The sequence below is a fragment of the Nocardia higoensis genome, from assembly GCF_015477835.1.
GTDB classification, from domain to species: domain Bacteria; phylum Actinomycetota; class Actinomycetes; order Mycobacteriales; family Mycobacteriaceae; genus Nocardia; species Nocardia higoensis_A.
In genome coordinates, this window is record NZ_JADLQN010000008.1 from 16,728 (window position 1) to 31,169 (window position 14,442).

The window sequence follows — 14,442 nt, forward strand, 5'->3', positions numbered from 1 at the left end:
GCGCCGATAAGGTCGTGTTGTGAATCGGATGGCCGCGCAGGACGCGACGATGTTCTGGTTGTCCAGGCGCAGCCGAAACGACCTGTTCCTGCTCTACGCCTTCGCCGATCTCGGCCACCCCACCGCCGAGCTGCGCGCCGCGATCCTCACCCGCGGCGCCACCGTCCCCGACCTCTGTGTCCGGCTGCACGAGGTGCCGGGCGAGCTGGCCTATCCCTCGTGGGTGACCTGCGACATCCTCGGCGACCAGTTCGTCGAACACACGGGCGTCACCGATTGGGCGGGTGTGCGGTCGGCCATGGGGGAGTTGCTCGGTACCGGGGTGGATGCGACTCGGCGCCCGTGGCGTCTGCACGTGTTCCGCGGGATCGCCGATGCGCCGATGCGCCGATCGCCCGAGGAGATGACGACCGTCGCCGTGTTGCAGATGTCGCACGCGCTGGTCGACGGGCGGCGCGCCACGGCGGTCGCGCGGGAATTGTTCGGGGGCGAAGACGAATTCGGCAGCAGCACATCGGTGCCGGGTCACGCCGATCCGGCCGGTGCGCTGTCCGCCCACCCATGGCCGGACCGCCTCGCCGCGGCAGTCGGCGCACTGCTGCTGCCGGTCGGCGTGGCACGAACCATCTACCACGGCTTCCGCTCCCACCGTGCGCGGGAACAGTTGGCCGCGCTGACCGAGGCGGGCCGGGTGCCCCCGCCCGGTCCCGGTTTCGCCCCCACCGCCGTGAACGACCCCAGCGCGCCCCCGGTGTCCGCGCACGCGGTCGACATGCTGGTCTTCGACAGCGACGACCTGCGCGTACCGGGCTGTACCGTCACCGTCGTCGTGCTCACCGCGATGTCCATCGCCCTGCCGACCTACCTCGGCGCCAGGGGCAGGCCCGTCACCGGCCTCGGAGCACAGGTGCCGATGGCGCTTCCCGACGGCGGAAAAGGCGCCGCCCGCAACAACTATCGCAACCTCTCGATCGATCTCTGCCTCGACGAACCCGATCTGCCCGCGCGCGCCGACAAGATCGCCACCGCCCTGCGTGCCCGCAGCGAACGCGCCCGTCACCCGCTGCTGGCGGCTCAGGACCGGGTCACCGCCGTCACCCCCGCGCTGTTCCTGCGCCGCGACGCCGAGGGCTGGCCGCTGGACACGGTCCCGGACGCCATCGCGGGCAACACCGTCGTCTCCAGCGTGAACCGCGGACCCGCCGACCTGGATTTCGGCGGCCCGGCTCGGTTCAGCGCCGGTTTCCCCGCCGTCGGCTCGGTCATGCGCCTCACCCACGGCGTGCACGGACTCGGCGAGACGGTGACGGTCTCCCTGCACGCCGACCCGGCGGTCGTTCCCGACCTCGAGGTCTACGCGGGGTATCTGCGAGATGCGCTGTACCAGGCTGTCGCCGCGCTTCGGTGATCGACACCGCACTTCGCAGCCCGCGCGCACCGGCGTATGTCCCGGCGCTGGACCATCCGGCGGGGTGACCCTCGTCGTCGACGCCGCCGGACGGGCGGATCGCACGCAGGGCCGGCCGGGTGCGCGCGCAGTGATCGCCGTGCTCAGGCCTTGTCGAGCACCTGCTCGCGCTCCGGCTTGGCCACGTCCTTCAACGGCTCGATACCGAGTTCCGTGCGAGTGGCGTTGACCAGCGCCCGCTCCTGCTCGATGGCCTTGCGAATCGCCTTCTCCCACAGCGAGTTGATCTCGGTGAACTCTTCGCTGGTGGCCTCGTCGTCGAGCTGCAGTTTGAGATATTGCAGGGTGATGTTGCGGGCCGCGCCGAGGGTGCTCACCAGGTCTTCGCACTGGTTCGGGATCTTCGGCGTGGCGAGCAGGCGCAACCGGTTGATGGTGCCGTTGCATCCCCACAGCGCTTCGTGGATGTCGTGACCGGCCCGCTCGAGCTCGAAGTCGTCGTCGACTTCCCAGCGGTGGCACGACCACAGCTGCTGGCGCACCGAATTCGAGGTCTCCAGTACCGAGGACACCGCGGCGACGACCGCTTCGTGCCGCCACCGGTCGTGCTCGCGTCGCTCACCCGCGTCGAGCGCGGCCTCGGCTGCCGTTCTGGCCTCCTCGAGCGTCTGCTGATGACGTTCGTCGGCCGCGTCGATCGCCCGCCGGTTCGTCGCGTTGTTCACCAGGAATCCGACGAGCGCCGCACCGGCGACGATCAGCGAACCGAACACGGGTAGCCACTGAGTCACCCGCGCATCATCGCACCGTTCTGTGTCGGCCGTCTCCCCGGTGCGCCCATTCGATCGCCTACCGCTGGGGCTCGATGCGGTGCCGCGACACGGGCACGCAGCGAAAACCGCGCAGCCGCAACATCGTTCGAGATGCGATCGATACCCGATCGCTATCCGGCCGGGTCCCGGCGTCGCCCGGTCGCGGCGGAGACCGACACAGCGGGCGTGCGTGAACGATCGGGTGCGGCCGGAACGCTCTTCGGCAGCGGTCACGATCCCGGACAAGGAACCCATCCCGCTCGGCGTGATCGAGAAATTGATCCGGCTGGTCCACCTCACGCCGGAGGAGATCGAGACGATGACCAGGGAGCAGGCCGTCGAGCGGCTCCATCGGTACTGGGCGGAACAGTAGGTAGTGGGCGGAGCGATAGTGTCCGCCCCGCACCTGGTCAGCGGCGGACGATGGGGCGGATCAGCACATCGAAGGTCGGCGCGTCGGGCCACCGCGGCCGCAGCACTCCGACTCGTTCCCATCCCCATCGCCGGTACGCGCGGTAAGCCCGATCGTTGTGGGGATCGACCAGCAGCGTCGCTCGCTGCTCGCTGCGCCCGGCCAGCAGATGATCGTGCAGCGCGCGCGCCACCCCGCGACCGGTGTGTTCGGCGGCCACCATGATCTCGCTGAGTGCGAAGGTGCGCGTGCCGTCCTCGCGGGTGAACTCATCGGGATCTCCCGCGTCCAAGCGCAGCCCGTTCCACCAGGCGGTACCCGCGACCAAGGGCCAGCCCCACGATTGCCCGACAGGGTTGCCGTCGAGATAGCCGACCACCAGGTCGAATCCGGCCGCGCGGGCGGGGTCGGTGTAGGCGTCGAAACGGCCCATGAACGCCTCGGGCTGTTCGAACGGGTCGCCCGACGCGATCGCTTCGGCGTAGGACCGTTCGTAGATCTGTTGCACAAAATCGCGGTGCTCCCGCGCGGCGGTTGCGTCGAAGCGGCGGAATTCCAGATTCACGGCGCGGTCGTTTCTGTCGTGGTGAGGGCGCGATAGCGAGCCCTGAAGCCTTCCCCAGCGGACGTGTCGCGGGTGGCGGCGACCACGGGTTCGAGGGTCCGCATGGTTCTCGGAGAGGTGACCGACTGCTCCAGATGAGTCAGCACCTCGAGTCCTTCGTGCAAAGCGCCGGTGACGTCCCCGGCACGCACGCGCGCGGCGGCTGTCCAAGCACGGATATTGACCGTGTTGCGTGGGCCCGCGTGCTCGCCGCAAGCCAACTCGAACAGCTCGATCGCTCGGCGCTGGTGCCCGATTTCGCTGAGGCCACGGGCTTCGTGCCCGCGAATCTCGGCGGGTGTGACGAACCGCAGCCAGGTCGGGCACTCCGTGATCGGTTCGAAGTGCTCGGCCGCCTCCATCTCCCGCCACGCCGTCGACATGGCCCGATCGAAACCGGAGCGGTCGTCCATGAGCCCGTAGGCGCCGGCCTCCCGCGCGGCGATGAGCGCGTGAACTCGGCCGGGCGGACGGCCTCGAACCAACGATTTCGCGCGTCCGACCATGGTGAGAACATAGGACGGCGAGCCGCGACCTCGACGGGCCATCGCGGTCGCCTGCAACGCCGTGCTGAGGCAAGCATGGACGACGAGGTCCTCGTCGTCGGCAGCTGAACCGAGCGACAACGCATCGGCGTAGCAGCGCCGCGCCAGCTCCTGGCGATCCGCGTCGTAGGCCAACCATCCGGCCGCGACCGCGAGATTGCCTGCCGCCGAGAGGAAATGGCGGCCGGTCTGCTCGTCGAAGGTGCATGTTTCGAGCAGTACCATCGTGCGGTGCAGCATGTCGGTCGCCGTATCGACCAGCGTCCCGCCCCCGATCCGCTGATCGGTGGCCAGCAGTTCGTCGACCAATACGGTCAGCCGACGCACATCCTCGGTACCGATGCGCGGCTGGAAGCCGTGCTCCCACACCGGCAGCGCGGCGGCGGCGACAGCAGCGAGTTTACCCAGTTCACGGCGTCTCACATCGTCCTCCTCTGTGGTAGAGGTGCGGGTGGCCGCCTCTCCAGAATGCACGACGGATGCGGTGTGATCCAGGGTCAACGCGGCGGTGAAGCGTTGTAATTGCTCGGGATTCAGCCGCTTCAACGCTTCGTCGAGTGCGGCAGCGCGATCGGCACGCATCGGACGGTCGTCACCGGCCCGCTCCCACTTGCGCACCGTTCTGGGCTGCCAGCCGATTCGACGAGCGAACTGCTCCTGCGTCTCTCGTAGCGCGGAGACGCGAAGAGCCTTCACCTGAGCCGCTGTCCAGATCTCGACGATCATTCCGCTACCCCCTCGCGGCCGTCAAACGTGCCGCTACCGTACCGGTTTCGTGCCGCTTTCGTGCCTGGTCCCGGGCGATTGCCTGCACGAATCTGGGAGGCAGGCCCCGGCGCCGGGTGGGTGGCTTCACAAATAGGACCTCGGCGTCGGGTGTCACCCATTCAGCCGAAAGTCAGGGGATGCGCATGGCGACAGCGATCGGAGTCCTGGACCGCGATATGTCCGACGACCGCCACGAGACCGACCGAACCACCCTTCGCGCGGCCGCCGAGGCGGCCGGGCACACGCTCGCGACGATCGTGGAGACCGATGCGGAGACGTACATGCCGACAGTCGGCGTGCTGGAGCAACTTCATCGGCACCGGGCGGTGGTCGTGATCGCGCCGAGCGTGGACCACGTGTGGGCCGCGCGCCGCGCCCTCACCGAGCACGCGCAGGTGATCATCTGCGATCCGTACGAGGTATGGCCGCGTGGACATCGTTGGCCGTCGATGGTGCCCGCCGCCCCGATGAGGCCGTGATGATCCGGGGTGCCGGAATCGGGATCGTGCTGGTGCTGGTCGCGGTGTACCTGGTCGCGACGGGGTGGGTGCTTCGTCTGTGCGCCGAGAGGCGGGGCACGCAGTGTCGGCGGACGGGGCCCCGGCTCGGCTCGCGTATTCCGGCTGGACAGCGTTATCCGCGGCCGGTTGTCCCGGTCGCGCCGGTAGCAGTGAACGCGGCTCGGTGTGCCTCGCGGAGCGCACCCGTGGACGGACCTGCCCGGGCGCGGCAGCGACCCGCCGCCTCGACAGCACCTGCCGCGTGGGGAGCCGACGGCGATGACCGGAGGGTGCTTTCCGATCTGCCGTGCGCCGTCGGGGCCCGGCTCGAGGTCTCCCGAGCGGATCGCACGTCGCCTCAATCCCAACTCGAAGTCGCGTTCCTGATGCGTGACCTGCTGCCGCGCGGCGGCCTGCGCAACGGTCTCGCCTTTCCGCGAAGCCTTGCTGTCGGTCACGGAGGTTCCGTGCAGCCGGGGGGCGGACGTCTCGCTCCACCTGACGAAGGTGACCGACCCCCGGGCGTACGGGCTGGTCCCGACGGACGCGCGCGATCGCGCACGCACGGGAGCGCAGGCCTCGGTCGGTGTCGGTGATCGTCCGGTCATCCGGAGGACCGGCGATGGCCGTCCTCGCACTCCTGGGGAACCGGGGGGATGTGCAGAAGGCCGGGTCGGTGAGGAAACCTCGACCGACCCGGCCTTCTGTGGCGGAGGATAGGGGATTTGAACCCCTGAGGGCGTTAACCCAACCCGCGTTCCAGGCGAGCGCCATAGGCCACTAGGCGAATCCTCCGTGGAGCAGCATAGCGGGTGGTGACGGGTGGATGCCAAACCGGGGTCCGGCGGGCGTCGGGAGCGGGGGAGCGTGAGGGGGTGGGAGCGGGGAGTGCGGGGACCGGCTATAGTGGGCGACGGATCCCGCGCGGCGCGCATCCTGTGAACTCCCCCAGGGCCGGAAGGCAGCAAGGGTCAACGGGCTCTGCCGGGTGCGCGGGGTCCCCTTAAATCGCCCGGTCGGGCCGGCTCGGTGTCACTTCCCGAGGTCGAGATTTCGAGGGCTACCCCGCTTCTGTGTCTGTTCCGCCATTCGACGGCTGTAACCGCAGGCCGACGATCGGTGTGGTGATGGGGCCGCTCCGGACGAGGAGATGCCGCCGTACAACGACCCCCACGGCGGGACGTCGGCGGGTAACGTGAACACCGTCTCCGGCGCCGGCCGCACGGCCGCGGCGGATGTCACACACTCACCCCCGCTGCTTGAAAGGCTGCCCAGGATGCCCCGGCAAACGCAGATCGGTTTGATGAGCCATGACGAGCTCGTGTCCGAACACGAGATCCAGTCCGCGAACTACGCGAAGCTCCAGACCGAGAAGCTCACGCTGGATCTGACTCGCGGCAAGCCCGCGCCCGAGCAGCTCGATCTGTCCAACGAGCTGTTGACGCTGCCCGGCGACGGCGAATTCCGCGACGGCACCGGCACCGACTGCCGCAACTACGGTGGGCTGCACGGTCTTCCCGAACTGCGCGCCATCTTCGGCGAGCTGCTCGGCATCGGTGTCGACAACCTGATCGCGGGCAACAACGCCAGCCTGGAGCTGATGCACGACACCATCGTGTACGCGATGCTGCACGGCACCCCCGACTCCGAGCGGCGCTGGGCCGACGAGCCGACGATCAAGTTCATCTGCCCGGCCCCCGGCTACGACCGCCACTTCGCGATCACCGAATCGCTCGGCATCGAGATGATCGCCGTCCCGATGCGCCACGACGGCCCGGACACCGCGAAGATCGCCGAACTGCTGGCCGATCCGGCGGTCAAGGGCCTGTGGGCGGTGCCGAACTATTCCAACCCGACCGGCGTCGTGTTCTCGGAAAAGGTTGTGCGGGAACTGGTCTCGTTGCCCGCCGCGGCCGCGGACTTCCGGCTGTTCTGGGACAACGCCTACGCGGTGCACCCGCTGACCGACACCGCCGAGCCGGTGCTCGACGTGCTCGGCATGGCGGCCGAGGCGGGCAACCCGAACCGGCCGATCGTGTTCGCCTCGACCTCGAAGATCACCTTCGCGGGCGCGGGCGTGAGCTTCCTCGGTGCGTCGACGGCGAACCTGGATTGGTACCTCGGCCACGCCGGGAAGAAGAGCATCGGCCCGGACAAGATCAATCAGCTGCGCCACCTGCGCTTCTTCGGCGATGCCGACGGTGTGCGGGCGCACATGCAGAAGCACCGGGCGATCCTGGAGCCGAAGTTCGCGCTGGTCCGCCGGATCCTGGAAGACCGCCTCGGCGCGTCGAAGGTGGCGTCGTGGACCGAGCCCAAGGGCGGGTACTTCATCAGCCTCGACGTGCCGGAGGGCACGGCGAGCCGGGTGATCGCGCTGGCGAAGGAGGCGGGCATCGCGCTGACCGCCGCCGGGTCGGCCTTCCCGTATCGGAACGATCCCGAGGACAAGAACATTCGTATCGCGCCGAGCTTCCCGAAGCTCGCCGAACTCGAGGTGGCGATGGACGGGTTGGCCACCTGCGTGCTGCTGGCGGCCACCGAGAAGGCGCTCGGCAAGTAGGCGGCGAAAGCCCCCGGCGCGACAGCGCGCACAGGCGCCCGGCATCGGGTCCGCACGACGACGCGGCCCCCGGATCCACGGTGGATCCGGGGGCCGCGGTTCGTCGCGAGCCGGTCAGGCCGGCTTGTGGGCGAGCACGGCGAACATGGTCACCGAGAGGTGGATGTCGCCGGTGCGGGCACCGCGCTCCAGGTCGGCGAGCAGTTGGTCGCGTTCGGCCGCGGTGATCGAGCCGCGGGCCACCGCCATGGCGGAGATGCGATCGACCAGTGAGCCGGGGCCCGCGGCGCGGGTCTGCACCAGGGCGTGTGAGCCGATCTCGTCGATGACCAGCCCGGCCTGAGTGAGCAGGCCGGGCAGCCTGCGGCCGGACAGCGGATTGGTGGTGGCCGAGATCAGGGTCTCGATCACCTCGCGAACCACACGACGGTCGCCGGGGTGCACGATGGCGGTGTCCCAGTCGACGTCGACCACGACGGTCCGGCCACCCGGGCGCAACACGCGGGCGATCTCGTTGGCCGCGCGGGCCGGGGCGGTCAGGTGCTGGAAGACCCGCTCGGACAGGACCGCGTCGAAATGGTTCGCGCCGAACGGGATTCCGTAGGCGTCGCCGGAGAGGAACCTGGCGGTCGAATCCTTCTCGGCGGCACGGCGCTCGGCGGAGGCGAGCAGGTTCGGATCGGGTTCGACGCCGATGGCCTCGCCGGTCGGGCCGACCACATCGGCGAAGGCGAGGACTTCCGAGCCGGTGCCGGAACCGATGTCGACGGCGCGTTCGCCGGGATGCAGCGCGAGGGCCTGGTGGGCCCAGGTGCGTAGCCGCTGGATGCCGGGCAGGGCCGCTTGCAGATCTCGGACATCGACCAATTGATTCTGGCCCGCGCTGTCGAAGCGGTCCGGGCGCAAACCGGGAGTGTCCATGCGCGTTCGTCCGTCCGTCGGGATCACCGTCGTCATGCGCCGAGCGTACGCGGCGGCCCGCCCGGTCGCAGCGTCAGGTTGTGACTCGGATCACCGTCTGGTCAGGCCGCGCAGAACTCGTTGCCTTCCGGATCACGCATGACCCACCAATGCCCAGCAGGACCTTGGTCGACCTCCTGCACGCGGCTCGCGCCGAGTGCTTCCAGCCGCGTCACCAGCGCTTCCAAGCCTTCCGCCTCGGCGTGGATGTCGATGTGCAGACGGTTCTTGACGGATTTCGGTTCGGGGACGTCCTGGAACAGGATGCGGCGGCCCCGGCCGATTCCGCTCTCCGGGTCGAACGGGTCCTCGGGGTGACGGATGGCGGCGTAACCGCGGAAGGTGCGGCGGCCGTCGTGCTCGGCGACCATGTCTTCGCCGAGGTGGCCCGCCGCCAGCAAGCGCTCGATGAGAGGGGCGGGGTCCTCCACGTCGTAGCCGAGGGCCGCGGCCCAGAAGTCGGCCAGCGCGGGCGCGTTACCGGTGTCGACGACGAGCTTCCAACTCAGTGCCATAGGCCGCGAAGCTACACCCGGGCACCGACATCCGGCGGCCGGACGAGCGCCGTGCCCGGCATCGGATCCCGGGCGCGACGTCGGCTGCCGTCGGTGCGGCACGGGTGGGATGATCGAGGAAGGAATTGTCGGCGATCGCGAAGGGGACGACGGTGAGCGTTACTTTGTGTCTGGCGCAGGAGCCCGAGGCGGACAAACTGCTGTCGGAGGATTCGTTCGCCCTGCTCACCGGCATGCTGCTGGATCAGCAGTATCCGCTCGAGCACGCGTTTCGCGGGCCGCGGAAAATCGCCGAACGCATGGACGGATTCGATATCCGCCGCATCGCCGAGGCCGATCAGGCGGAATTCGAAGAGCTGTGCGCCACGCCGCCGGCCATCCACCGCTACGGCCGTTCGATGGCCCGGCGCACCCAGGAGCTGGCCAGGTACGTGATCGAACACTACGACGGCGAGACCGAGCGCATCTGGACCGACGGCGACCCCGACGGTGCCACCGTACTGCGCAGACTCGAGGATCTGCCCGGCTACGGCACACAGAAGGCGCGCATCTTCCTGGCCCTGCTCGGCAAGCAGCTCGGGGTGCGGCCGGATGGCTGGGAGGAGGCGGCGGGCGACTACTCGGAGCCGGATTCCCGGCGCTCGGCAGCCGACATCACCGACGGACGATCGCTGCTCGAGGTGCGCGCGTTCAAGAAGCAGATGAAGGCCGAGGCGAAGGAGGTCGCGGGCGGATAACCTGGGGGTTGCGATCTCGCTGCTTTTTACTCTTGTGGTGGTGAGTCGGTTGCCGCATGATTGCGACCGAATAGCTCCACCAGATGAGGGATCGCAGCGTGATGAAGAGAAGCAAGATTGCCGTGCTCACGGCACTGGTGTCCATTGTGGCCGGCGTCGCCGGTGGTACGGCCCATGCAGAGCCGGCGCAGGAAGCGGTGAACTTCACCGCCCACGCCACCGATACGCAGTCGATCATCTCGATCGATTCCGGATCGCTGGTCGTCGAGGACAATGCGCTCAAGATCAAGGCCGCCAACGGCGAGACCATCGCGGGCGCCCCGCTGCACTTCCGCATCGACGAGTTCGAGTTCCCGATCGTCGCGGAGATCAGCGACCGCACGGCGACCCTGACGCCGCAGATCTCCGTGGACAGGGCCGTCTACAAGCCCGTCGCCTTGCCCTACGAGGACAAGGCCCCCTGGAAGAGCGAGTACGACCGTGAGGTCGCCGCCTGGAGTCGGCTGACCAGCACGATCACCATGGGTGCCGCCATCGGCACCCTGGTCGGCGGCTTGGGCGGCGGCGCGCTGGGCTGCGTCCTCGGCGGCATCGCGGGCCTCACCGTGGCCTCGGCCACCATCGTCGGCCTGTTCGGCCCGTTCATCCCGGCTGCCGCGATCGGCTGCGTCGGCGGCATCCTGGCCGTCGGCGCGATCGGCACCCTCGCCGGTCAGATCCTGGTGACGGCCCCGGTCGCGATCGGCGCCGCGATCCAGTACCTGACCACCGTCAATCAGCCGTTCACGCCGCCCGCCAAGTAACTCCCCGGCGCAATACCGGCCCCGCCAATACCGGCCCCGCCAATACCGGCCCCGCTCAGCGCATCTCGCGCCGGGCGGGGCCGTCGTCGTGGCTGGGGCCCGATGAGGTTTGCTGTGGATTGCCCCACGGAAGGTGGGGTAAAGCTTGGTGCGCCGACAACAGCGGTGTTACCTTTCCTCTCATGTCTTCCGGCCGCCCCACCGCCACGCGGGTCACCTATGTGACCGCCGCGCTGGGTCTTCGGCTGCCGCCGACGCGGGAACTGTGTTGTTCCCGCCGTCGGCGCTGAGCTGTTCCTTCCTCGCTCACGCGCCACCGTCGCCGCACGTGTAGGCATGTCCCGTCCTCGGCCGGGGCTTCAGCAAGGAAAACAGATGTCTCTTCCCATCCTGGAACGCTCCACTTCCCGGACCGTCACCGCACGCGCCCGTACCCGGCGTCCGGTCGTCGCGCCCGAATTGCGCCTCAGCGACAATCCCGCCGCCGCGGTGCTGCGGGCGGCCACCGGCGGCCCGGTCTCGCGTGACGATGTCGCGCGCGCAACGGGTTCGAGCATCGCGACGGTGAACCGCCAGGTATCGGCGCTGCTCACGGCCGGTCTACTGCGCGAGCGTCCCGATCTGACCACCCCCGGCGCGGTGGGCAGGCCGCGGGTGCCCTTCGAGGTCGACCACGACAGCTACCTGACTCTCGGCATCCACATCGGCGCCGTCTCCACCGAGATCGTGGCGGCGGACCTGCGCGGCCGCATCATCGGCGGGCTCGCCATCGCGACACCGCAGACCGGCCAGGAATTCGCCACCACCACCATCGCCCGCAGCGCGAAAGCCTTTCTGCGCCGGTGGCATCGGCGTCGCGCCCTGTGGGCGGGCGTAGCCGTCGGCGGCCGGGTGGACCCGGCCGGGGGCACCGTGGACCATCCCGTGCTGGGCTGGCAGGGCGCGCAGCTCGGCGGTGTCCTCGCCGAGGTGCTGGAGCTGCCCGTCTCGGTGGCCCCGCACGTGGAGGCGATGGCCGCCTCCGAGTTGCTGCCCGTCCCGCATCCCGACCGCGCGCTCGAACGGGGCGCCGGACTGTTCTTCTACGTGCGCGAAACCGCCGGTGTGGCGGTCACTCTCGACGGCCGGGTGCATGCCCCCAGCAGCGGCCCCGGTTCCATCGCGCACCTGCCCACCGGGTCGGAGGTGACCTGCTCCTGCGGCAGGCGCGGCTGCTTGGAGGCCACCGTCGGCGATCGTGCCCTGGTGGCCCGGGCGGTCGGCAAGGGCATCATCCCCGCGCACAACGGGACCAGGGGCTCGACCATCGCCGACCTCTACGATGCCGCCACGCAGGGTTCGGGTCCGGCGCACGATCTGCTGATCGAGCGGGCGACGGTGCTGGGCAACGCGGTCGCGCTGGTGAGCGACATGCTCAATCCCGACCGGGTCATCCTGGCAGGTCAGGCCTTCACCGGCTACCGTCCCGGCGTCGCGCGCGTCGCCGAGGCGTTCCGCGGTGCCTCGGCCCTGCCGCCCACCGACATTCGCATCAGCGGATTCGGCGGCAAAGTACAGGAATTCGCGGCCGTGGTGGCGTCGCTGAGCAACCTGTACGCGGACCCGCTCGCGGCGATGCGCCGCCTCGCCGCGACGTAGTGAGCCCGCTCGTCGTCGAACGCGACGTGATGACCGCGCTCCGAAACGCGCTCGCGGCCGGGTGCGGCTCGTCGGCCGCGGTGATCGCGCGGGAGCCGCGGCCGCCGCTTCCGGAGTCCTCGGCTCAGACCTTGGGCGTGTGGAACAGGCCCTCCACGGCGGTGATGAAGAACGGGAAGTCGCCCGCGAAGCGCTGCAGGTCACGGTCGCGTTCGTAGCCGCCGAACCAGTAGAGGCCGGGCTGGGAGTCGTCGCTGGGGTCGATCGAGCGGAAGGCGCGCACCCAGCTGTCGACGCGGCCGGAGGCCACGGTGTAGGGCAGCGCGCGGGAGAAGACCGTCTCCCGATCGGCGGCGGGGATCTGGTCGATGCCGATCGCGTCGAGTCCGCGTTGCAGGGCGCGGACCCGGCGGGCGATATCGCTGCCGAGCGCGGTCCTGGCGGGCAGGTACTTCGGGAGCAGCATGACAGCGACACCCGCGAGCAGGATGGCGACGCCGACCAGGGCGTAACCGGAGGTGACGGCGAGTCCGACGGTGGCGAGCACACCGACGACGGCGAGGGCGCCGCCGAACCAGAGATAGTGGCCGGGGCGGGTGCGGTCGACGAAGGTGCCGCGGTCCACCGAGTCGGCGATCATCGTCGCGCGGACCGAATCATGCCGGGCGCGACCGGATTCGCGCACTTCGCGCAGCGTGACCGCGTCCACGCCGTCGGGTAGCAGGGCGCGATAGACGGCCTGTTCGTAGGCGCGCAACTGGTCGTCGGGGTCGTTGACCCGGGTGACGCGCCAGTCGCTTTCGGCGATGCGGGTGATCCACAGGTAGCGGCGCACCGCCAGATCGACCACGGTGGCGGCGATGTCGATCGGGTCGACGTGTTCGTCGAGCAGCAGTCCGGCTTCGCCGGGCAGAATGCCCTCGGGCGAGATGAACCGGACGTGTCCGTCCGTGCGATCCAGCGGATCGAGCACCTCCGAACCGGTGCTCGCCGCATCGTTCTCGCGCCTGGCCCGCCATACCAGCGCGGCCAGCGCGGCGAGCACGGCGGCGAGGACGCCGAAGGCCGCCAGCACCGGGGCGCTCACGGAGAACGGTCCCGGCGCGTTGTGATCGATCACGTCGGCGTTGGCGGGCACTGTGCCGGGGGGAATCTGCACGGTGAGGTCGATGGCGTCGCCCTTGCGGATGTCGGTCTGCTCGAGGTGCAGCACGCCGATGGCCTCGGTGCGCACGTCGGCGCAGGGGCGGGTGTCGCCGGGCGGGCCGAGCGTGCAGTCCACGATGGCCAGCTCGTAGCTGGGCGCCACCAGCGCGGCGCTGATCGAGGCGATGTCGGTGTCGACCACGCCGATCCAGTGGAACACCTGACTGTTCGGGGCGTCGCCGACGGTGTTGTGCACCGAGTAACGGAAGGTCGATTCGCCGGGCGGAGCGATGATGGTGAACCGGTCGTCGGCGGTTGTGGTGGAACCCACGCCGGTGGTCTCCACGTCGGTCACCGCGAACCGGCGCTCCACGTCCGGTTCGACCTGCAGGCGCAGCGGCAGCGACATCCGGAACTCGTCCCCCTCGGGGACGGTGACCTTCTCCTCGACCTGCAGGACACCCTGGGTATCGAGCAGCAGATCGGCGACGATGGTGATGCCCGCAGGCTGCTCGGCCAGGGCGAGCGGGGCGGTGGCCGACATCGCTGCGGCTGCCAGCATCAGCGCGCCCGCAGCGGCCCCCCGAAAACTCAACATGGCTGCCTACTCTAATAGGGTTGGTATCCTTCGCCGGCGGCTGTTCTCGCGCGACGGCCCGCGGCGATTCGAGCATGGAGGGGCAGGGGGAGTGACCCAACCACCGCATGGCTACGGACCCGATCGTCCCAGCGGCCGCCCGGTTCCGCCGCCCCCTGGTCAGGGCGGTTATCCCGGTTACGGACAGCAGCCCGGTCACCGGCCGGCGCGGTACGCGGGGCACGGGCAGCAGTCCGGCCACGGGCAGCACCCCGGTTACGGACAGCAGCCCGAATATGCCCCGCCGCAAGCCTATTCGCAGCCAGGGGCATATTCCGCGCCGCCGCAGTCCCCGCCGTCGCAGTTCCCGCCGCCACAGCGGCCTGCCTACCCGCCGGGGTACGGACCGCAGCGGGCCCACCGGCCGCCGATGCCGCCGCCCATGCCCTACGGC

The 14,442-nt window shown here is 69.7% G+C and carries 13 protein-coding genes, 1 tRNA gene and 1 other RNA gene; 8 read left to right on the top strand and 7 right to left on the bottom strand.

Going from position 1 to position 14,442, the window contains the following annotated elements:
* The first annotated feature begins 19 nt into the window (after positions 1–19).
* Positions 20–1,408 (top strand): hypothetical protein, encoded by a 1,389-nt coding sequence (locus IU449_RS25855; protein WP_195004772.1) that lies wholly within the window; start codon positions 20–22, stop codon positions 1,406–1,408.
* A 143-nt stretch (positions 1,409–1,551) separates the two neighbouring features.
* Here IU449_RS25855 and IU449_RS25860 read toward each other — a convergent pair whose 3' ends face one another.
* On the bottom strand, positions 1,552–2,199 hold the full coding sequence (locus IU449_RS25860) for a hypothetical protein (RefSeq protein WP_195004773.1): 648 nt from the start codon (positions 2,197–2,199) through the stop codon (positions 1,552–1,554).
* A gap of 211 nt (positions 2,200–2,410) precedes the next feature.
* Between IU449_RS25860 and IU449_RS25865 the strand changes: the two genes are divergently transcribed.
* Positions 2,411–2,593 (top strand): hypothetical protein, encoded by a 183-nt coding sequence (locus IU449_RS25865; protein WP_195004774.1) that lies wholly within the window; start codon positions 2,411–2,413, stop codon positions 2,591–2,593.
* Between the two features lie 37 nt (positions 2,594–2,630).
* On the opposite strand, the gene IU449_RS29300 is transcribed toward IU449_RS25865, so the two are convergent.
* Both IU449_RS29300 and IU449_RS29305 read right to left on the bottom strand, forming a co-directional pair.
* Entirely contained in the window at positions 2,631–3,197 is a 567-nt protein-coding gene (locus tag IU449_RS29300) for a GNAT family N-acetyltransferase (protein WP_324188440.1), read from the bottom strand.
* On the bottom strand, positions 3,194–4,507 hold the full coding sequence (locus IU449_RS29305; protein ID WP_228805749.1) for a helix-turn-helix domain-containing protein: 1,314 nt from the start codon (positions 4,505–4,507) through the stop codon (positions 3,194–3,196). The genes IU449_RS29300 and IU449_RS29305 overlap by 4 nt, the downstream gene beginning before the upstream one ends.
* Positions 4,508–4,692: 185 nt before the next feature.
* Here IU449_RS29305 and IU449_RS25880 point away from each other — a divergent pair, with 185 nt between their 5' ends.
* A complete protein-coding gene (locus IU449_RS25880; RefSeq protein ID WP_195004777.1) occupies positions 4,693–5,028 on the top strand; it encodes a hypothetical protein in 336 nt (111 codons plus the stop codon).
* Between the two features lie 728 nt (positions 5,029–5,756).
* On the opposite strand, the gene IU449_RS25885 is transcribed toward IU449_RS25880, so the two are convergent.
* A tRNA-Ser gene (locus tag IU449_RS25885) sits at positions 5,757–5,844 on the bottom strand.
* Between the two features lie 117 nt (positions 5,845–5,961).
* Here IU449_RS25885 and ffs point away from each other — a divergent pair.
* Together ffs and IU449_RS25895 are read left to right on the top strand one after the other, a co-directional pair.
* Positions 5,962–6,056, top strand: an RNA gene (gene ffs / locus IU449_RS25890) — signal recognition particle sRNA small type.
* Between the two features lie 269 nt (positions 6,057–6,325).
* Entirely contained in the window at positions 6,326–7,612 is a 1,287-nt protein-coding gene (locus IU449_RS25895; protein WP_195004778.1) for an aminotransferase class I/II-fold pyridoxal phosphate-dependent enzyme, read from the top strand.
* A 114-nt stretch (positions 7,613–7,726) separates the two neighbouring features.
* Here IU449_RS25895 and IU449_RS25900 read toward each other — a convergent pair whose 3' ends face one another.
* Together IU449_RS25900 and IU449_RS25905 are read right to left on the bottom strand one after the other, a co-directional pair.
* Complete coding sequence (locus IU449_RS25900; RefSeq protein ID WP_416382241.1) at positions 7,727–8,569, bottom strand: methyltransferase domain-containing protein; 843 nt, start codon at positions 8,567–8,569, stop codon at positions 7,727–7,729.
* A 65-nt stretch (positions 8,570–8,634) separates the two neighbouring features.
* Positions 8,635–9,087 carry a VOC family protein gene (locus tag IU449_RS25905; protein WP_195004779.1) on the bottom strand — a complete coding sequence of 151 codons (453 nt, stop codon included), beginning with the start codon at positions 9,085–9,087 and terminating at the stop codon, positions 8,635–8,637.
* Between the two features lie 152 nt (positions 9,088–9,239).
* On the opposite strand from IU449_RS25905, the gene IU449_RS25910 reads away from it, so the two are divergent.
* The 3 genes from IU449_RS25910 to IU449_RS25920 all read left to right on the top strand — a co-directional run bounded on the left by IU449_RS25910 (position 9,240) and on the right by IU449_RS25920 (position 12,265).
* Complete coding sequence (locus IU449_RS25910) at positions 9,240–9,824, top strand: HhH-GPD-type base excision DNA repair protein (protein WP_195004780.1); 585 nt, start codon at positions 9,240–9,242, stop codon at positions 9,822–9,824.
* Between the two features lie 101 nt (positions 9,825–9,925).
* Positions 9,926–10,627 carry a hypothetical protein gene (locus tag IU449_RS25915; RefSeq protein ID WP_195004781.1) on the top strand — a complete coding sequence of 234 codons (702 nt, stop codon included), beginning with the start codon at positions 9,926–9,928 and terminating at the stop codon, positions 10,625–10,627.
* A 375-nt stretch (positions 10,628–11,002) separates the two neighbouring features.
* Positions 11,003–12,265: an ROK family transcriptional regulator gene (locus IU449_RS25920; RefSeq protein WP_195004782.1), complete on the top strand. Its 1,263-nt coding sequence runs from the start codon at positions 11,003–11,005 to the stop codon at positions 12,263–12,265.
* A gap of 124 nt (positions 12,266–12,389) precedes the next feature.
* Here IU449_RS25920 and IU449_RS25925 read toward each other — a convergent pair whose 3' ends face one another.
* The gene (locus tag IU449_RS25925) at positions 12,390–14,009 is read right to left on the bottom strand and encodes a DUF2207 family protein (RefSeq protein ID WP_195004783.1); all 1,620 of its coding nucleotides are present in this window, start codon (positions 14,007–14,009) and stop codon (positions 12,390–12,392) included.
* Positions 14,010–14,442: the final 433 nt, after the last annotated feature.